Annotated in this window: 19 protein-coding genes; 13 read left to right on the forward strand and 6 right to left on the reverse strand. The window is 63.5% G+C overall.

The genetic code is table 11. The features are described from left to right. Positions 1-204 precede the first annotated feature (204 nt). The 8 genes from ACFT1A_RS04460 to ACFT1A_RS04495 all read left to right on the forward strand — a co-directional run bounded on the left by ACFT1A_RS04460 (position 205) and on the right by ACFT1A_RS04495 (position 8,939). Complete coding sequence (locus tag ACFT1A_RS04460) at positions 205-813, forward strand: DUF6676 family protein (RefSeq protein ID WP_378445976.1); 609 nt, start codon at positions 205-207, stop codon at positions 811-813. 451 nt (positions 814-1,264) lie between these two features. Continuing rightward, entirely contained in the window at positions 1,265-2,812 is a 1,548-nt protein-coding gene (locus ACFT1A_RS04465) for an NlpC/P60 family protein (protein WP_378446120.1), read from the forward strand. A gap of 152 nt (positions 2,813-2,964) precedes the next feature. Then, a complete protein-coding gene (locus ACFT1A_RS04470; RefSeq protein ID WP_378445977.1) occupies positions 2,965-4,161 on the forward strand; it encodes an AAA family ATPase in 1,197 nt (398 codons plus the stop codon). Next, the gene (locus tag ACFT1A_RS04475; RefSeq protein WP_378445978.1) at positions 4,158-5,150 is read left to right on the forward strand and encodes a DUF58 domain-containing protein; all 993 of its coding nucleotides are present in this window, start codon (positions 4,158-4,160) and stop codon (positions 5,148-5,150) included. The genes ACFT1A_RS04470 and ACFT1A_RS04475 overlap by 4 nt, the downstream gene beginning before the upstream one ends. Beyond that, positions 5,147-6,127, forward strand: coding sequence for a VWA domain-containing protein (locus ACFT1A_RS04480; protein WP_378445979.1), 981 nt, complete (start codon positions 5,147-5,149; stop codon positions 6,125-6,127). The genes ACFT1A_RS04475 and ACFT1A_RS04480 overlap by 4 nt, the downstream gene beginning before the upstream one ends. 70 nt (positions 6,128-6,197) lie before the next feature. Next, positions 6,198-6,947, forward strand: coding sequence for a 3-oxoacyl-ACP reductase FabG1 (fabG1, locus tag ACFT1A_RS04485; RefSeq protein WP_007727875.1), 750 nt, complete (start codon positions 6,198-6,200; stop codon positions 6,945-6,947). Between the two features lie 57 nt (positions 6,948-7,004). Beyond that, positions 7,005-7,802 carry an NADH-dependent enoyl-ACP reductase InhA gene (gene inhA / locus ACFT1A_RS04490; RefSeq protein WP_003944803.1) on the forward strand — a complete coding sequence of 266 codons (798 nt, stop codon included), beginning with the start codon at positions 7,005-7,007 and terminating at the stop codon, positions 7,800-7,802. Positions 7,803-7,886: 84 nt separating this feature from the next. Further along, positions 7,887-8,939, forward strand: coding sequence for a ferrochelatase (locus ACFT1A_RS04495; RefSeq protein ID WP_378446121.1), 1,053 nt, complete (start codon positions 7,887-7,889; stop codon positions 8,937-8,939). Between the two features lie 11 nt (positions 8,940-8,950). Here ACFT1A_RS04495 and ACFT1A_RS04500 read toward each other — a convergent pair whose 3' ends face one another. Both ACFT1A_RS04500 and ACFT1A_RS04505 read right to left on the reverse strand, forming a co-directional pair. Next, positions 8,951-9,559: a transcriptional regulator gene (locus tag ACFT1A_RS04500; RefSeq protein WP_378445980.1), complete on the reverse strand. Its 609-nt coding sequence runs from the start codon at positions 9,557-9,559 to the stop codon at positions 8,951-8,953. A 106-nt stretch (positions 9,560-9,665) separates the two neighbouring features. Then, entirely contained in the window at positions 9,666-10,007 is a 342-nt protein-coding gene (locus ACFT1A_RS04505) for a metallopeptidase family protein (protein ID WP_003944783.1), read from the reverse strand. 77 nt (positions 10,008-10,084) lie between these two features. On the opposite strand from ACFT1A_RS04505, the gene ACFT1A_RS04510 reads away from it, so the two are divergent. Together ACFT1A_RS04510 and ACFT1A_RS04515 are read left to right on the forward strand one after the other, a co-directional pair. Beyond that, positions 10,085-10,576 (forward strand): hypothetical protein, encoded by a 492-nt coding sequence (locus ACFT1A_RS04510; protein WP_378445981.1) that lies wholly within the window; start codon positions 10,085-10,087, stop codon positions 10,574-10,576. A gap of 238 nt (positions 10,577-10,814) precedes the next feature. Then, positions 10,815-12,524, forward strand: coding sequence for an enoyl-CoA hydratase-related protein (locus tag ACFT1A_RS04515; RefSeq protein WP_378445982.1), 1,710 nt, complete (start codon positions 10,815-10,817; stop codon positions 12,522-12,524). On the opposite strand, the gene ACFT1A_RS04520 is transcribed toward ACFT1A_RS04515, so the two are convergent. Then, complete coding sequence (locus tag ACFT1A_RS04520; protein ID WP_378445983.1) at positions 12,514-13,305, reverse strand: hypothetical protein; 792 nt, start codon at positions 13,303-13,305, stop codon at positions 12,514-12,516. The two genes, ACFT1A_RS04515 and ACFT1A_RS04520, sit on opposite strands and share 11 nt — an antisense overlap. A 67-nt stretch (positions 13,306-13,372) precedes the next feature. Between ACFT1A_RS04520 and ACFT1A_RS04525 the strand changes: the two genes are divergently transcribed. The 3 genes from ACFT1A_RS04525 to ACFT1A_RS04535 are packed head-to-tail and all read left to right on the forward strand — an operon-like array spanning position 13,373 to position 15,957. Beyond that, the gene (locus ACFT1A_RS04525) at positions 13,373-14,200 is read left to right on the forward strand and encodes a DUF3097 domain-containing protein (protein ID WP_378445984.1); all 828 of its coding nucleotides are present in this window, start codon (positions 13,373-13,375) and stop codon (positions 14,198-14,200) included. A gap of 42 nt (positions 14,201-14,242) precedes the next feature. Then, entirely contained in the window at positions 14,243-14,674 is a 432-nt protein-coding gene (locus tag ACFT1A_RS04530) for an NfeD family protein (RefSeq protein ID WP_003944877.1), read from the forward strand. Continuing rightward, complete coding sequence (locus ACFT1A_RS04535) at positions 14,674-15,957, forward strand: SPFH domain-containing protein (protein WP_378445985.1); 1,284 nt, start codon at positions 14,674-14,676, stop codon at positions 15,955-15,957. The genes ACFT1A_RS04530 and ACFT1A_RS04535 overlap by 1 nt, the downstream gene beginning before the upstream one ends. A 39-nt stretch (positions 15,958-15,996) precedes the next feature. Here ACFT1A_RS04535 and ACFT1A_RS04540 read toward each other — a convergent pair whose 3' ends face one another. Genes ACFT1A_RS04540 through ACFT1A_RS04550 form a run of 3 tightly spaced genes read right to left on the reverse strand, consistent with a single transcriptional unit; the run spans position 15,997 to position 17,923 of the window. Further along, positions 15,997-16,530, reverse strand: coding sequence for a hypothetical protein (locus tag ACFT1A_RS04540; protein ID WP_095970155.1), 534 nt, complete (start codon positions 16,528-16,530; stop codon positions 15,997-15,999). A 54-nt stretch (positions 16,531-16,584) separates the two neighbouring features. Next, entirely contained in the window at positions 16,585-17,181 is a 597-nt protein-coding gene (locus ACFT1A_RS04545; RefSeq protein WP_378445986.1) for a hypothetical protein, read from the reverse strand. Positions 17,182-17,212: 31 nt separating this feature from the next. Then, a complete protein-coding gene (locus ACFT1A_RS04550; RefSeq protein WP_378445987.1) occupies positions 17,213-17,923 on the reverse strand; it encodes a TVP38/TMEM64 family protein in 711 nt (236 codons plus the stop codon). Between the last annotated feature and the right edge of the window lie 271 nt (positions 17,924-18,194).

Genomic DNA, 18,194 nt, shown 5'->3' on the forward strand with positions numbered 1-18,194 from the left:
TGCGCAACGCAGGCTTGGCTGGGTGACCGCACCCACAGTTGCCACTCGGGCGGCACGCGCGGCCGTTGTGTGTGACGCCGGGTGGCAGTCGACCTGAAGTAGGGTGCAAGCAGGCCCGTCGCGGGTCGGCCGCCGACAAACGACCTCGGACCAACTCCCCGCAACTCAGCGGTGGACGGAATCCGAACAGCACCCGGATGAGAGATGTCTGCTCCTACCAATCACGCTTTCGCGCCCGTGCACGTGAAGTCCCCGTCGCACACCTCTGTTCCGTCGCACACCGCAGTTCCGTCGGACGTCGATCTCGACGACGTATTCGCGGATCTCTCGACGGACGGCGTCTCCGCCCCCGAGTCCGATGTTGCCGGGCTGACCGCGGTGGTGACCGACGCTCGCGAACGTGGTGTCGACTTGAGCGTCGTCGTCGTCGATGCGAATCCGGGCCGGCCGTCCGATCTTCGGGACCTGGCCACGACGGTCGGCAAGTCCGAAGGCGGCACGGTCCTTGTTCTGAGCCCGGACTGGATGGGCAGCTACAGCGACTCGATCTCTCGCGTTCAGCTCGAAACTGCACAGGACCGATCATTCGGTGAAAGCGCGAGTGTGACCGCGGACCGTTTCTCGCACGAGATCGTGGCGCCTGGTCCGCCGTGGACGTTGTACACGGTTCTTGTCATCGCCGTGGTGGCGGTAATTGCCGGAATTACCTTTGCCGTCAAGTGGCGGCGAGAGCCGGAAAATACGCAAACCAGACATATCGCTTCTACTTCAGAGATTGCGACATCTTCCGACCACCGGGCCGATTCCGTCTGACCTTGGTCCTTTTGCGAGATTTTCAGTAACTCGTCGAAAACAGGTACTCACCGCTGTTTGCGGTGAGTACCTGCCCTTTTTGGTGCCCGCATGCCGTTCGACCAGCTCAAATACCGTTTGTGTTATTTGTGGCTAAAGTTTCCAAAGAACGCTTGAGTGTCGTACGGTACAACTGGCACTTTTTGGGGAAGAAGTGTCGCAGACAGGCTGATGTTGTTCGACGCGTACTTGTCGGTTGCCTTGTTCTCGAGGTTCCGGCGGTGGCGTTCTTACGGCACGTCCGTGTCAACCGTCAGCTCTCGGGCTGTGGGCGACCGGTGCTTGGTCTGCGCATTCCCTCCCCGCACGGATCGGCGACCCAGCGGGCCGTGGCGTTACACGCGAGGGAGAGTTATTTGTGAGGCAAGTAACACGTGGCGGCAAGTCCCGTCGTGGTCCTTCCCGTAAGTCGATGCGCCTGGCGCAACTGGTCATCGGGTTCGGCGTCGTCGGATCCCTGATCGTCGGAACGCCGGCCATGTCCTCGGCCGTACCGCCGCCGCCTCCGAATCCGAGTGACTCGGACATCGCCGCGGCAGATTCGCAGGTCTCGTCGAGCGTCGGCACCGTCAGCGCGCTCATCAATCAAGTCGCATCGGCCAACGAACAGTTGTCGGCACTCGACAACGAAGTTGCGATCAAGCGTGAAGACGTCAACAAGACTCTCGTGGATCTGCAGAACGCCCGCGGCGCCGCAGACTCCGCAGCGCAGGCCGTCGGAGTCACCAAACAAGCTCTCAAGGACGCGTCGGCGCAGATCGAAGTCGCTCAGACGGACTTCGACAAGTACGCACGCTCGAGCTACGTCAAGGGCACCAATACTGCGTCGATCTCGTCGTTCCTCGACGCCAAGGGGCCGGGCGACGTTCTCGACCGTGCCCAGGTCCTCAAACTTCTCGCCAATACCCAGAGCGCAGTGCTCGACGGTCTCCAGCGAGCACGTACCGAGCAGGCGAACAAAGACTCCGCGACCCGCCAGGCCAAGCAGCAGGCCGACGCCGCAGCAGAGGTCGCCGCGCAGCTGAAGGATCTGGCGGAGCAAGCGATTCAGATCGCGCGCAACGCCCTCGATCAGCAGGTAGCCAAGAAGGCGTCGATCGAAGCCGAGCGTAACTCCGCTCAGGCTCAACTCGACGCCGCCCGCAATGCCGTCGCCGGCTTGCAAGGGCAACGCCAGGCGTACGCGACGTGGGACGAACAGCGCCGCGCCGAGGAAGCTCATCAGAAGGCTCTCGAAGCCGCTGCCAAGGAAGCAGCCGCTCAGGCCGCAGCCCGTGCCGCTGCCGACCAGGCAGCCAAGGACCGAGCTGCAGCACTGGCAGCAGCCCAGCGTCCGCACACCGCTGTCGAAGACCCGACTCCGACCGTCATCCCGGACGACGACGACACCTGGACTGACGAAGAAACCGGGACCGACGAAGAAACAGGCACGGACGAAGAGACCGGCACCGACGAGGAAACGGTCACCACCCCCAAGCCCACCACCCCCAAGCCGACGACGCCGAAACCCACCACGCCGAAGCCTTCCGTCACCGGAAGCGCTGCAATCGAATCGGTCATCGACCGCGGGATGTCTCAGCTCGGCGTGCAGTACGCCTGGGGCGGCGGCGACGAGAACGGTCCGACGCGAGGCATCCGTGACGGCGGCGTCGCTGACAGTTACGGCGACTTCAACAAAGTCGGGTTCGACTGCTCCGGCTTGATGATCTACGCCTTCGCCGGCATCGGGATCTCGCTGCCGCACTACACCGGCTATCAGTACACCGCGGGCACGCAGGTTCCGTCCTCGGAGATGAAGCGCGGCGACATGATCTTCTACGGCCCCAACGCCAGCCAGCACGTGGCGCTCTACCTCGGTAACGGGCAGATGCTCGAAGCACCACAATCCGGTTCGAGTGTCATGGTCTCCCCGGTTCGCTGGGGCGGAATGACGCCGTACGCCGTCCGACTGGTGTCCTGACGGTCAGAGGAAATTGTCGCTGACACCCGCATAGTCAGGAGAAGTATCAAGTTCCCGACGTGGTGTTACGGCATCGAGCGCAACTACCTGGAATAGTTGACGGGGAACACGTTACTGTCGGTACTTTTCTAGGTGAAAGCGATGGATTCTTGGTGACCTCACGTGAAGATTCGGTCGGAACGGTCGACGTAAGCAAGGCGGGCGGAAGTGCGGACGGAGCAGCACCTTCCCTGACAGCCGACGTTCAGACCTTGGAACGAGCGATCTACGAGGTCAAGCGAGTCATCGTCGGGCAGGACCGGCTTGTCGAGCGCATTCTCGTCGGTCTCCTGGCCAAGGGGCACGTCCTCCTCGAGGGTGTCCCCGGCGTCGCCAAGACGCTGGCCGTCGAGACTTTCGCGAAGGTCGTCGGTGGTTCGTTCTCCCGCGTGCAGTTCACCCCTGACCTGGTGCCCACCGACCTCATCGGTACGCGCATCTACCGTCAGGGTCGCGAAGAGTTCGACACCGAACTCGGACCCGTCGTCGCGAACTTCGTCCTGGCCGACGAGATCAACCGCGCCCCGGCCAAGGTGCAGTCCGCGCTCCTCGAGGTGATGGCCGAACGCCACGTCTCGATCGGTGGCAAGCGGTACCACATGCCCGATCCGTTCCTGGTGATGGCGACGCAGAACCCCATCGAGAACGAGGGCGTCTATCCGCTCCCCGAGGCGCAGCGCGACCGCTTCCTGTTCAAGATCCTCGTCGATTACCCGACGGTGGAGGAAGAACGCGAAATCGTCTACCGGATGGGCGTCGCAGCTCCGGAGCCGCACCAGATCCTCGGTCCGGAGGAGTTGGTCAGACTCCAACGCGTCGCCAGCAACGTCTTCGTCCACCACGCCCTGGTCGACTACGTGGTCCGAGTCATCGCCGCTACGCGCACGCCGCGTGAGGTCGGACTCGAGGACGTCGCAGGCTGGATCGCCTACGGTGCCTCACCCCGTGCGACGCTCGGCATCATCGCCGCGTCGCGGGCCCTCGCACTCGTCCGAGGCCGCGACTACGTCGTGCCGCAGGACGTCATCGAAGTGATCCCGGACGTGTTGCGTCACCGTCTCGTTCTCTCGTACGACGCCATGGCCGACGAGGTGACTCCCGACGCCGTCATCGCCCGGGTACTGCAGACCGTCGGACTGCCGCAGATCGCCGCGCGACCGGTTCCCACCGTTCCCGGACCGCCCCAGCAGGGCGCACCGCAAGCACCGCAGTTCAACGCACAGGGCGCCGTCAATCCACAGGGCACAGCTAATCCGCAGGGCAACGGCGCGCCGATCGCGACCGCTGAGACGATGAGTCGCCCGCAGTGACCGAAGGCCGCGACGGTGGCCAGGCGACACCCGCCGGATCCACCGGTTCTCCGCCGTCGTTCCGATCCGGCGAGCTCAGTGATCCCAAGCTCACCGCTGCGCTGCGCACCCTCGAGCTGACGGTTCGTCGCCGCCTCGACGGTGTGCTGCACGGCGACCACCTCGGTCTGATTCCCGGCCCGGGTTCGGAACCGGGGGACGCTCGCGAGTATCAGCCGGGCGACGACGTGCGGCAGATGGACTGGTCCGTCACCGCCCGTACGACGCACCCGCACGTGCGTCAGTCGGTCGCAGATCGTGAGCTCGAGACGTGGCTCGTCATCGACCTGTCCGCGAGTCTCGATTTCGGGACGGGCGGATGCGAGAAGCGTGACCTGGTCGTCGCCGCGGCCGCAGCGATCACCCACCTGACCAGTTCGGGAGGTAATCGCGTTGGCGCCATCATCTCGACGGGCGCACAGACAACACGAATTCCGGCCCGTGGTGGGCGAATTCACGCACAGGCGATGCTCCGTAAGATCGCGACGACCCCGCACGCTCCGGACGGGGTACGTGGCGATCTGGTCGGGGCGATCGAAGCGCTCAGACGCCCACAGCGTCGGCGCGGACTCGCGGTGGTCATCAGTGACTTCCTCGGGCCGATCGACTGGGAACGCTCGCTGCGCGCCATTTCGGGACGGCACGACGTGCTCGGCGTCGAAGTGGTCGACCCGCGTGACCTCGAACTGCCCGACGTCGGCGACGTGGTGCTCCACGATCCGGAGTCCGGTCGGACGAGAGAATTCACCACGACGCCGCAACTGCGAGCCGACTTCGCCAGAGTCGCCGCTGAGCACCGCGTCGAGGTCCGACAAGCTCTACGTCGTTGCGGCGCACCGCTGATGTCTCTGCACACCGACAGAGACTGGATCGCCGACGTCGTGAGATTCATCTCGGCACGCCGCCACAGTTATGGTGCCGGCGCCGGAACTGGGGGCGTTCGTTCGTGAGTCTTTCTCAATTCACCGCACCGTGGTGGCTGCTGTTCCTCGCTGTCATCGCCGCGTTGGTTGTCGGTTACGTTTTTGTCCAGAAGCAGCGTGAAAAGCACACACTTCGGTTCACGAACTTCGCGCTACTGGAGAAGGTCGCGCCTTCGCGGCCCGGGCGGTGGCGTCATATTCCGGCGATTCTGATGGTCGTCGCGTTGGTGTTCTTCACCGTCGCCCTTGCCGGTCCGACGGCAGACAAGAAAGTCCCGCGAAACCGCGCCACCGTGATCCTCGTGATCGACGTGTCGCTGTCGATGCAGGCCACCGATGTCGAGCCGACGCGATTGGCAGCAGCGCAGGAAGCAGCCAAGTCGTTTGCCGACGGTCTCACTCCTGGAATCAATCTCGGGTTGGTCGCATTTGCCGGAACCGCCTCGGTTCTGGTGTCGCCCACCACGAATCGTGACGCCACAAAGGTCGCCATCGACAACCTCAAGCTCAGTGAGCGGACGGCGACGGGCGAAGCGATCTTCACCTCCTTACAGTCGATCGACACGCTGTCGGCTGTTCTCGGTGGCAGCGATCAGGCGCCACCGGCGCGCATCGTGTTGCTGTCCGACGGTAAGCAGACCGTTCCCGAGAACTCGGACGATCCGCGGGGTGGGTTCACCGCAGCCCGTCAAGCCAAGGACAAGGGCGTTCCGATCTCGACCATTTCCTTCGGAACGACATACGGACGCGTCGAGATCGAAGGGGACCGAATCCCCGTCCCGGTCGACGATGCGTCGTTGAAAGAGATCGCCAACCTGTCCGGCGGAAGTTTTTTCACGGCATCGAGCCTGGAAGAACTGCGCCAGGTGTACGACACGCTCGAAGAGCAGATCGGTTTCGAGACGACTCGAGGCGACGCGAGTCGACCATGGTTGATCCTCGGCGTCGTGTTCGCGACCGCAGGTCTGACGATCGCCCTGGTACGCAGGCAGCGTCTGCCTTGATCGAGAGCAGTTCCGAATTGTCCAAATACCGCTGGTACGCGGCCCGCAGAGAATTGATAGGTTGATCGCCATGTCTACCCCTCCCACGACAGTGGTTTCCGAACGGACCGTCACCACACCGCGCTCGGTGCTCGTCACCGGCGGCAACCGCGGAATCGGCTTGGCCGTCGCTCAGCGACTCGCTGCAGACGGTCACAAGGTAGCCGTCACGCATCGCGGTTCCGGTGTCCCTGAAGGTTTGTTCGGCGTTGTCTGCGACGTCACCGACACCGAGTCGATCGACCGGGCGTTCAAAGAGGTCGAGGCACACCAGGGCCCGGTCGAGGTCATCGTCGCCAACGCCGGCGTCACCGACGACACACTGATCATGCGGATGAGCGAAGAGCAGTTCACGAGCGTTGTCGACGCAAATCTGACCGGAACCTTCCGCCTCTCCAAGCGTGCGACCCGTTCGATGCTGCGCGCGCGTTTCGGACGGTTCATCTTCCTCGGTTCGGTGGTGGGTCTGGCAGGACAGGCCGGCCAGGTCAACTACGCCGCGTCCAAGGCAGGCATCGTCGGTATCGCGCGTTCCCTGACCAGGGAACTCGGCTCGCGCTCGATCACCGCCAACGTGGTCGCTCCCGGATTCATCGAGACCGACATGACGGCCGCCCTGGGCGACGACGTCAAGGACAAGGCCACCGAGTTCATCCCGTTGCAGCGGACCGGAAAGCCGGAAGATGTTGCAGCAGTTGTCAGTTTCCTCGCCTCGGACGATTCGGCATATGTCTCGGGTGCGGTCATCCCCGTCGACGGCGGACTCGGCATGGGGCACTGACCCGCTTTTTCGAACACGCACACCTTTCTCGTACGTCTGAAATCAGGAGGACATCTCATGGGCGGTTTGCTCGAGGGTAAGACCATTCTTGTCACCGGCATCATCACCGATTCGTCGATCGCGTTCCACGTGGCCAAGGTCGCGCAGGAGCAGGGCGCAAAGGTGCTCATCACCGGGTTCGATCGTCTGCGCCTCATCGACCGTATCGCCCAGCGCCTACCGCAGCCCGTGCCGCCGGCAATCTCGCTCAACGTCCAGAGTTCGGAGGATCTCGCCTCCCTCGCCGAGCGTGTTCGCGAGCTGGCTCCCGAGGGTATCGACGGCGTCGTCCACTCGATCGGCTTTGCCCCCCGTTCCTGCCTGGGAAGCCCGTTCATGGACGCGCCGTGGGAGGACGTGGCGGTCGCACTCGAGGTGTCCGCATACTCGTACAGCGCGCTGGCCAAGGCGTTGCTGCCGGTGCTCAACGACAACGCGTCCATCGTCGGTATGGACTTCGATCCGGCACGCGCAATGCCGTTCTACAACTGGATGGGCGTCTCCAAGGCGACGCTCGAGGCCGTGAACCGCTACGTGGCCAAAGAGGTCGGCGTTCGTGGCATCCGCTCGAACCTGGTGTCCTCCGGCCCGATCAAGACCCTGGCCGCCAAGGCCATTGCCGGTGACAGCACCGGTCCGGGCGCGGAGTTGGACAAGCTCAACACCGCATGGGACGGCGCTGCGCCCATCGGCTGGGACGTCGACGATCGCGAGCCCGTGGCCAAGACCGTCTGCACCGTCCTCTCGGATTGGTTGCCCGGCACGACCGCGTCGATCATCTACGTCGACGGCGGCTTCCACGCGATGGTCGGCTAGTAGCACTAGTTCTACTACGCAGGTGAGTACCCGGGTGACCCCCGCCGAACGGCATCGCGCAAGATTGAACTCATGACCGTAAGTATGGACATGCAGTTCGATGCTCTTCTCGTTTTGTCGTTCGGCGGTCCCGAAAAACCCGAAGACGTACGACCCTTCCTCGAAAACGTCACGCGCGGTAGGGGAGTGCCGGCGGAGCGCCTCGACGCCGTCGTCGAGCACTACATGCATTTCGGTGGGGTTTCACCTATCAACGCGCTCAATCGGGACCTGATCGACCGGGTCGAGGGTGAACTGGCAGCAGCCGGCCTGGACTTGCCCGTGTACTTCGGCAACCGCAACTGGCACCCGATGGTCGAAGACGCCGTTGCCAAGATGCGCGAGGACGGTATCCGCAACGCCGCCGTGTTCGCCACGTCGGCGTGGGGCGGTTACTCCGGGTGTCGGCAGTACCACGAGGACATCGCCCGTGCCCGTGAGGCGGTCGGTGACGGCGCACCGACGCTGACCAAACTTCGCCAATACTACGACCATCCGCTTGTCGTCGGCGCATTCGCCGACGGGGTCCGAGCTGCCCGCGCCGAGTTGCCCGAAGCGACTCGCGATACCGCGCGCCTGGTGTTCACAGCGCATTCGGTACCGATTGCCGCAGACCGCAATGCGGGTCCGCCGACGGAGGGCGGAAACCTCTACAGCCGACAGGTCGCCGAGGCCGCGAAGCTTGTTGCCGAAGCCGTCGGCGTCGAAGATTTTGATCTGGTGTGGCAGTCGCGATCTGGCCCGCCGCAGGTTCCGTGGCTGGACCCTGACATCTGTGATCATCTGGATACGTTGTCCGCCAAGGACGTTCGCGCTGTGATCGTGTGCCCCGTCGGTTTCGTCTCCGATCACCTCGAAGTGGTGTGGGACCTGGACACCGAGGCCAAGGACAAGGCAGCCGAACTCGGGATGGATTTCGTTCGTGCAGCGACACCCGGCCGCGATCAGCGTTTTGCGCAGCTGGTGCCCACGCTCGTTCAGGAACTGGCCGAGGCCGAGCAGCCACTGCGACTGGGGGTCGAGCCGCTGCTCGGCTCGACCACCAACGGACGCTCGTGCGCAGTGAACTGCTGCGCGGCCGTTCAGCGTCCCCGCTGACGGCCCGACGCTCAGGTGTTCGGCTGCTTGAGCTTTCCGCAGGGCCCCGGAACGGTGGACGTGCTGCGCGAGGTGAGGAGCGTCTCGACGATCTGTCGGTCTTCCGGGCTCAGTGACGGGTCGATGTAGTTGAGTTCGGGCGCTCCCAGTTCGCGGACTCGTCCGGCGAGGGTCGCGACAAACGAGACCCGTTCCTCGTCGTCGTCGTTGACGTCGTGGATCTGCAGAACCGACACCGGGAACTTGCGGAGCGTCACGGGCAGGAAGCGGGCGCTCAACACGTGGTCGACGTTAAATCCGGCCCATTGTCCCTGGTTGGCTTCCACGCATTCGGCGTCGGAGTGAATTGCGCTCTCGCCGATGTACTTACGGGCGGGCAGCATCTTCTTCGGTGCAAGTTCGGATGCGCCTTGCTGAAGGACGGGAAAGTCGCCGTCCGAGTACAACCACGGTTGGTTGGCCATCGAGATCAACCGGCCGGCGTCCAGATCCGGGAGATAGCGAGACTTGAGGAGAAACGCGACGCTGTCGACCGAGATGCCCAACAGTTCGGCAGCCTTCTGTCGGCTCATCGCAAACGTCGGGGCATTCTTCGGGGCGATCTGGATCAAATTGACCATGCGAACTCCTGTGAGTGTTCAATTGTTGCGGGCTTGGTACAGCTGACATGACAATTCGCGGATTATCAACCTCTAGCTGATTTCCGACTTGTAGATGAGTCGGTTGTCACCATCCGAGTTCGCGCAACCGGGGATCCCCGATCCCGAAGTGGTGTCCGATCTCGTGGATCACGGTTCGGCGAACCTGCTCGATCACCTCGTCTTCGGTGCTGCAGATCGCACAGATGGCCCTGCGGTAGATCGTGATGCGGTCGGGGAGTACGCCTGCATACGTGGTGGTTCTCTTGGTCAGCGGGATACCTTGATACAGCCCGAGTAGCCCTGGTCGTCCTCCTTCGAGTTGAACGGTCACCGCGACATTGGCCATCTCCGCACCCAATTTGGGCGGCAGACTGTCGAGCGCCCGTTTGACCATGTCCTCGAACTGACTGTCGTCCACGTCGATCATCTGCCCATTGTGCGTGCGAGGGTGGGATCCGGGTGTGTCCATGTGGAAACAGTGCAGCTTACGGCTATGTTCATTGCGTGGCCGAAGACCTCTATCACCGTTACGAATTCACATTCATCGTTCAGATGCTGACAGTCTCGCAAGAGCAGGCGATCGAAGAGAGCTTGGGCGGAAGAGTCGAGGATCGACGTGGGTTGCAGTTGCTGACGCTCACCTCGGAGGGCATGCGCGCAGCGACGACGGCCATCACCGTGGTGGACCAGTTGGTCGCCGCGGGGGTGCGCCCACAGCGGACACATCCTGACCTGGTGTCACGCCAGGACATTGCCGACCGCGCGGGCGTGACTCGGCAAGCCGTCGGACAGTGGGTGCGAGGGGTCCGGCAGGCCGCTACTCCTTTTCCGACTCCGTACAACTCGGTGGCCGGTGGTATTTGGTTCTGGGGCGATGTCCTGGATTGGTTGCGCCGTCAGGGCTACAGCCAGGACACCGGTCTGCGCTACCCGACGCTGGACGAACATATTCGAATCGACCGCCACATCGCGATCAATCACAAGCCCGGGCGTTGACCAGGCGAACTGTTTGCTTGAAAATAGCTATTGAAACAAACCGACGGTAGGTATAAAGTCCCTAAATACCTCAATCAATCTATCGGTGCGTCGGCCCGGCTCTGGGGGGAGCCGGGTCTGCGCTGCGGATACTCGAGCATGCGAGCAGGAATCCATGGTTTCAACCCCCGAAGTCACACCGATGCCCACATCCGCTGCCCTCGCGACTTCTGTGGCCACTGCGGGTGTAGGAGCTACGGTGAAGCTACGCGAAGGTGGATCGGCCAAGGGGCGCTTGCGGGCGGCCACCGCGGCGCTGTTCCGGCGCTCGCGCCCACACGTCGCTTCCGCGCCGCCGTTGAGCGTGCTTCTCCTCGTCACCTCCGACAACGGTCTTTCTCAGCGGGCCGCTCTGGTTCTTCGGGAGGCAGGACACCAGGTCCGCACCTCCGTCGTAGCCGACGCAGAAGCGGCGCTGGCCGCAACGGCGGCCGGGGATTTCGATATCGTCATCTGCCCATTTCTGAAAGCCTATGTACCGGAATCTATTTGGCAGCGGTGGACGACGATCATCATTCACCCCGGCCCACCCGGAGATCGCGGACCGTCGTCGCTGGACTGGGCAATTGCAGACGACGAACCGATCTGGGGAGTCACCGCATTGCAGGCCGCCGAGGAACTCGATGCAGGAGCGGTGTGGGCGTGGCGGACCTTCGAACTTCCGAGCGGGGCAACCAAATCCTCGGTGTACAACGGGGCGGTCACCGACGCGGCGATGGAGTGCATCGCGGAGGTCGTCGAGCATTTCCGTACTCCTGATTTCCAGCCGATCCCGTCCGAGCGGGTTGCCAGGCCCGTGGCATCGGCCCGATCGAGGCCGAGCATGAAGCAGTCCGATCGCGTGTTCAGTTGGGCGGAGGACGCATCGAGCATCGTCCGCGCCGTCAACGCCGCCGACGGTTTTCCCGGCGTCGCCGTTCAGCTCGGGCTCGACCGTGTCTACGTCTACGACGCTTTCCTCGACACCCACGTCGATGCGGCACCCGGCACCATCGTCGAGTACTTCCACCAGGCAATACGTGTTGCTACCGGTGACGGTTCGGTGTGGATCGGACATGCGCGGCTCGTCGGTGCGGGCAATGTCAAACTTCCGTCGACCGCTGTCGTGCGGCCGGACGTGTTCGTTCCGCAGGTCTGGGAGAGCCGTTATCCCGAGACCGACTATCACCGGGACGGCGATATCGGATATCTCTCGTTCCGCTTCTACAACGGCGCGATGAGTACCAAGCAATGCGCACGCCTGGTGGCCAGGCTGCGCTGGGCGATCGCGCAGGACACCAAGATCCTTGTCCTGACGGGCGACTACGACAGATTCAGCAACGGCATCCACCTCAACGTCATCGAGGCGGCGTCGGATCAAGCCGGAGAAGCGTGGGCCAATATCAAGGCCATCAACGAGATCGCGAAAGCGATAGTCACCTGTACGGAGCAGGTTGTGGTTGCGGCCTTCACCGGCAACGCCGGCGCCGGCGGGGTCATGCTCCCGCTCGGAGCCGACGTAGTCGTGGCCAGGGACGGTGTGGTTCTCAATCCTCACTACGCCACGATGGGCCTGTTCGGCTCGGAACTGCACACGTACACACTTCCGGCCCGCGTCGGCGAGGAGCAGGCACGCAGCCTGCTGACCGAATGCAGTCCTATCGGTATCCGTCGAGCCTTGGACATCGGACTGGTCGACGCGATCGGCCCCAGGCGGCCGGATCTGTTCGAGGCGTGGCTGGACAAGGTCGCCGTCGACTTACTCGAAGGAGATCGCGTGGAATCGATGCTGGAGCGCAAACGTCTTCGGCTGGAACGTGATCCGGTGCAGCCCTACGAGGAACGTGAACTCGAAGAGATGAAGATCGACATGTTCGGTGACCGCAACGGATTTGCCGAGAAACGCCGGAACTTCGTGCTCAAGCTCTGATCGACACGCTGTTGGCCGAAGCAACACGGGCGATGCGGACGACGTCCCACAGTCGACGCAGCAGGTCTTCACGCGTCTGCGCGGTGGACACGCTCGGTGCCTGGTTGGTCCCGGCCGACGCGGCGACGGCAAGAATTGCTGCCACGTTGTCGGCGGTGTCGATCACCTGCAGATGCCGCGGCGACAGCGTCGACGGCCAGCGATACCCGGCCTGCGCCTGCAGTGCTTCGGCGACCAGGGTGCGCGCGTCGCTTCCGGGCATACCCGTGGCAACAGTCGGAAGCCCGCCGAGGATCTCCGCTGCATCCCGAACAGCTTGACGCAGTTCGTATTCGGCTTCGCGGAGCCCGATCGTTTCGGCGCTGCCCGCCACAGTCGGGATGGAGAAGACCGTCCACCGCAAGACGTCCGGGCCTTCCTTCGACGGCACGAGGCCGACTCCGGGTTTGCCGACGGCGCCGATTTGTATCCCCTCACCCGCGTTGATCGCAGCGCGAGCGAACTCAGTTCCCGTAGGCAGGCCTCGCACGTCGCCGGCCGTGGGAAGGACCAGGCGGACTTCGGCGGCCTCCGAGCGCGCGATTTTCAGCAGCGTGGAGATACCGGATGCCGTGAGACCCGGCCACTCGAGATCGTGGCGGACTGCGGTTTCCGCATCGGCGGCCCCGATCAGGTGCATCGGTGCCCACGCGGCAAGGGCGTCGATGACGTCGTCCGGCGCAGCGTCGCCGGCGAGCCATGACGCTGCCCACACGGTGAGGGTTGCGCTGGGAGAACTCATGACCGTGAAGTTTAGTTCGGCGTGGCGAGATGCGCGGCCCCGGCGTTGTGACCTAGCGTGATCCGGCGTGAGCGGTGGCAACGGATACGGTGACATTTTTGCGGGTCATACCCGTAAACAGAAGCGCGTGACGCCCGAAGTGGCGGCCGAACGTGATCTAGTCGTCGAGGATGCGGCGACGGGATTCTGCGGGGCGGTAGTCGGTTTCGAGCGCACGTACGACGGCGATTTCGTGCGCCTCGAGGACGGGCGTTCCCGGACGCGGTTGTTCGCGATGCGCGAGGCGGCTTTCCTCGTCGACGGCTCACCGGTCACCCTCGTCCGGCCTGCACCCAAGCCCGCGTCCACCAAGCCCGCACGGTCGGCTTCGGGTTCGACGCGAGTCGAAGGCTTGCGTGCCCGCACGGCACTGCCCAGCCGGATCTGGGTGGAGGGAGTGCACGACGCGGCCCTCGTCGAGCGGGTATGGGGTCACGACCTTCGTGTCGAAGGTGTTGTCGTCGAACATCTCGAAGGACTCGACAATCTGGGGGAGCGGCTTGCCGAATTCGGTCCAGGTCCCGGCCGCCGCGTCGGGGTCCTGGTCGACCACCTGGTCACCGGTTCCAAGGAAACCCAACTGACGCAGGGCCTCGGACCGAACGTGCTGGTGACCGGTCACCCGTACATCGACGTCTGGGAGGCAGTGCGCCCCAAATCCGTCGGTATCGCAGCCTGGCCGAAGATTCCGCGCGGGGAGGATTGGAAGACGGGAATCTGCCGCGAACTCGGTTGGGGTACCCCTCAGGAGGGCTGGCGACGGGTCTACAACTCGGTGGAGAGCTTCCGCGATCTGGAAGCTCCGTTGATCGGCGCCGTCGAACAACTTGTCGATTTCGTTACCGAGCCGAACTGACGTAGCGGCGGCCTGGGTCACACATTCTGGTTAGATGGTGTTGTGGCTGCACTAATTTGGCTGATCGGAGCACTTGTGCTCGCCGGGGCCGAGGCGTTGGTGGGGGATTTCTTCCTGCTGATGCTCGCCGGTGGGGCGCTCGCTACTGCCGGTGTCAGTGCTGTCACCGACTTCCCGGTGTGGGTCGACGCCGTCATGTTCGGAGTTTTCTCCGCCGCTCTGGTCCTGGGCGTGCGACCGATCATGTTGCGTCGCTTCGGTAGTCCGCCGCCGACCCCGACCGGAATTCAAGCACTCGAAGGTAAGCACGCTCTGGTTCTGGAAGAAGTAGGCGAGCATTCCGGGCAGGTCAAGTTGGACGGCGAGGTGTGGACTGCCAGGCCGTACGACACCACCGAGGTGTACCCGCCGGGCACCAAGGTGACGGTGATGGAAATCAACGGCGCAACAGCAGTCGTCTGGAGGGGACCTTAATGGCAGCACTCATAGTGCTCGGTGTGTTGGTGCTATTCGTGATCTTGGTGGTCGCGAAGTCGGTGGCACTGGTACCGCAGGCAGAAGCCGCGGTCATCGAACGGCTCGGCAGATATTCGAAGACGGTGTCCGGTCAGCTGACGTTCTTGATCCCGTTCGCCGATCGCGTGCGCGCCAAGGTGGATCTTCGCGAGCGCGTCGTCTCCTTCCCGCCGCAACCGGTGATCACCCAGGACAACCTGACACTGTCCATCGACACCGTGGTGTACTTCCAGGTCACCAATCCCCAAGCTGCGGTGTACGAGATCAGCAACTACATCGCTGCCGTCGAGCAGTTGGCAACCACGACGCTGCGAAACGTCGTCGGCGGAATGACTCTCGAAGAGACGCTGACCTCGCGTGATTCCATCAACGGTCAGCTTCGCGGTGTCCTCGACGAGGCAACCGGTCGCTGGGGCCTGCGAGTGGCCCGCGTCGAGCTCAAGAGCATCGATCCGCCGCCCTCGATCCAGGAGTCGATGGAGAAGCAGATGAAGGCGGACCGTGAAAAGCGCGCCATGATTCTGACGGCTGAAGGTCACCGTGAGTCCGCTATCAAGACCGCCGAGGGTGCAAAGCAGAGTCAGATTCTTTCTGCCGAGGGCAACAAGCAGGCGTCGATCCTGAACGCCGAGGGCGAGCGTCAGTCTCAGATCCTTCGCGCTCAAGGTGACCGCGCGGCCAAGTACCTGCAGGCCCAAGGCGAGGCCAAGGCCATCGAGAAGGTCTTCGCCGCCATCAAGTCCGGTAAGCCGACTCCGGAATTGCTTGCATACCAGTACCTTCAGACGTTGCCGCAGATGGCGCAGGGGGATGCAAACAAGGTCTGGCTCGTACCCAGCGACTTCGGTGACGCACTGAAGGGATTTGCGAAAACGCTTGGCGCGCAGGGACAGGACGGTGTTTTCCGTTACGAACCGCCGGCCGCCGAAGAGAATCTTCCCAACCCTGAGGACGATTCAGCGGAGGTGGCAGAGTGGTTCGAGACAAAATCCGACCCGGCCATCGCAGAAGCAGTGCGCGCCGCTGAAGTTGCTGCGCGCACACCCGTCGAAGATCCGGCAGCTGCAGTCAGGCACCGCCGTGAAAGTGCGCCCGAGCAGCCTGGATTCACCGATCCCGCGCTACCGCAGCAGGGTGAAAATCCGTGGCCCGGTCAGCTTCCGCTGCCGTCCGAGCGTGAAGAATTCCAGCAGAAGTACCCGTACCAGGGTCAGCCGCCGGAAGGCGGCCAGCGCCAGTAGTCACCTTTCGTAGTAGTAATCGGGACGGGCACTCATCACCTACGTGATGAGTGCCCGTCCCGTTCCACATACAGCGATCGCCCAGAGGACGCTGACGAAGGTTCCCATGATGAACTGCTCGGAAGCGTGCGGTTCGCGAAGTTCCGGGTACCGTGCGAGTCCCTTGACTGCCAAGACGATCGCGATGCCTTCCGGCCAGGTCGCGAGAATCGACGCCGCTACCGCGAGTCGCTCGAGTATCCCGATCACACGTCCACCGCGAAGAGGTCCGGCATCCGGTGCCGGGCTTCCGTCCGGTTGGCGGCGGGCGATCTTGAAGGTGGCGAGCACCAACGGTGCGCCGGCCGTGGCGGCGGCAAGTACGCACAGGACAAGCGTCGCCCCGAGTGCAAATCCGGTGACCGGGCTCGTTCGGGTCGATGCCAGCGCGGCAACACCGAGCGCTGGTAGAGCCACCACGGACGACGCCCATTCGGGCACTTCCAGTCGACCACGACTGAGCGGTCCCAGCGCCGCTGCAACTGCTGGTGCGGCGGCGGCGACGGCGAGTGCGATCAACGCCAGAACGACCATGTATCCGAGCCCCCTGCTGTGTCGACGAGTTGTACTGGTGCGAGCGTGAGCAGTCTAGGGCTGGAGTCTGACCAAAAGCCGTTCTGCGAGTCTGCGCCCGGCGAGTTCTGCGTGCCATCCGGCGGTCAGGAGTCGCTTCGACATGGCCTGCTTGGTGATTCCGAGTTGGGTGGCCGCGCTGATCTGAGTGAGTCCGATGTCCATCAGAGCGATGGCTTCGCGCCCGTCCTTCGTCTGTCTCGTGACAATCGTGCCGAGCAAGGTGAACGCGGCGTCGACGTCGGCGGCAAGTTCGTCGCGCGATCTGTCGGCCGGTGCCTGCTCGACGGCTATTTTGGCCGGCGCTCGCTTGGCGCGCTCGACGGCGACCCGCGCAGCTTCGAACGCCGGCCCGCGTCCGGCGCGAGTCTGCCGTGGGAGAGGCTGCTCGACTGGGCCGATCCCGATCCCGACACTCCAGTGTTCGCGCCGAATCAGCTCCAGTACGACGGGGACGAGCAGTGCCGGGTCGTCGGTGACCGCTTGAATCTCGTCGCCTGCAGTGCGCTCGAACGGTCGAAGGAGTTTGTACCCGGACAGTGCACCGAGAATCTCCCCGACGCGATCGACATCCCGTCGGCTACCTCGTTGATCCACCGTCAGTACGAACATTAGTCAATGTTATGTAGTTGACTTTCAATAGTCAATCGTTTTGGGTTGACTCGATCAAATCAATCTCTTGAGGTTGACCTGTGTCGATGGTGGTTTCGCTCAACGGGGGCTGGCGGCGAGCGTCGAACACCAGACCGGCGATGCCGATTGCAATACAGACCCCCGAGAGGATCAGGAGACGAGGATCGGCTTCGCCGGAGAGTGCATCGCCCAGAACGACGATCCCCACGGTGCCGGGCAAAATGCCGACAACGGTGGCAAGGACGTAGGGCACGATCCGGATCGACGAAATGCCGCAGCAGTAGTTCACCACCGAGAAGGGGACGAACGCGATCAAGCGCAGAGAGCCGACGGCCAGCCACCCCCGCTTCTCGATCCGCTCGTCCACCCGCCGGATCGTCGGACTCGAAATCCGTTGCCAGACGACGTCGCGGCCGATGGCGCGCACCAGGTAGAGGGCCAGAACAGCGCTCACGGTCGTCGCCGCCACCGTAAGGGCGATGCCGGTCACCGAACCGAAGAGAACGCCCGCGCTGAGGGTGAAGACGGTGCGCGGGAACGGCGCGACGGTGACTATCGAATGAACCAGGAAGAACACGAGGGGAAACGCGGGGCCAACCGAGTCCGCCCACTCTCGCACCTGAGACACCGTGGGATGTGGGGCGAGGAGGGCTGCGAGGAACAAAGCGAGCACTACCAGGACTATTGCGATCAATCTTCGGTCCAGCAGGCGTCCCATCACAGGTCACAAGGCTACCTGTGAACGGTGAACCGAGTCGCTCGCGCGCTGGGAACGGTGTGCCGACGACCATCCCGAATGCCGGAAATTCACGTGCTCCAGGCGACAATGAAAGCTGAGCTGTGACGAAAACCACTACGCTTTCCAGGTGGTCCACACCTGCAGTCCCGGCCAGTGAAACGAACTCGCGAGTAACTCACATACATGCTGAACAATCGCTAGGTAAGGACCAGTTGCAGGTGCCCGAATCACTGAACACGCACGCCGGCGGACC

The organism is Rhodococcus sp. NPDC057135 (assembly GCF_042670865.1).
Taxonomy (GTDB): Bacteria; Actinomycetota; Actinomycetes; order Mycobacteriales; family Mycobacteriaceae; genus Rhodococcus_F.

Excerpts from the sequence above, each read along its gene's own strand:
- ACFT1A_RS04535 (WP_378445985.1), top strand. The coding sequence starts at position 14,674 with ATGGCAGCACTCATAGTGCTCGGTGTGTTGGTGCTATTCGTGATCTTG.
- ACFT1A_RS04540 (WP_095970155.1), bottom strand. The coding sequence starts at position 16,530 with ATGGTCGTTCTGGCGTTGATCGCACTCGCCGTCGCCGCCGCCGCACCA.
- inhA (WP_003944803.1), top strand. The coding sequence starts at position 7,005 with ATGGGCGGTTTGCTCGAGGGTAAGACCATTCTTGTCACCGGCATCATC.
- ACFT1A_RS04460 (WP_378445976.1), top strand. The coding sequence starts at position 205 with ATGTCTGCTCCTACCAATCACGCTTTCGCGCCCGTGCACGTGAAGTCC.
- ACFT1A_RS04465 (WP_378446120.1), top strand. The coding sequence starts at position 1,265 with ATGCGCCTGGCGCAACTGGTCATCGGGTTCGGCGTCGTCGGATCCCTG.
- ACFT1A_RS04545 (WP_378445986.1), bottom strand. The coding sequence starts at position 17,181 with ATGTTCGTACTGACGGTGGATCAACGAGGTAGCCGACGGGATGTCGAT.
- ACFT1A_RS04495 (WP_378446121.1), top strand. The coding sequence starts at position 7,887 with ATGGACATGCAGTTCGATGCTCTTCTCGTTTTGTCGTTCGGCGGTCCC.
- ACFT1A_RS04500 (WP_378445980.1), bottom strand. The coding sequence starts at position 9,559 with ATGGTCAATTTGATCCAGATCGCCCCGAAGAATGCCCCGACGTTTGCG.
- fabG1 (WP_007727875.1), top strand. The coding sequence starts at position 6,198 with ATGTCTACCCCTCCCACGACAGTGGTTTCCGAACGGACCGTCACCACA.
- ACFT1A_RS04520 (WP_378445983.1), bottom strand. The coding sequence starts at position 13,305 with ATGAGTTCTCCCAGCGCAACCCTCACCGTGTGGGCAGCGTCATGGCTC.
- ACFT1A_RS04505 (WP_003944783.1), bottom strand. The coding sequence starts at position 10,007 with ATGATCGACGTGGACGACAGTCAGTTCGAGGACATGGTCAAACGGGCG.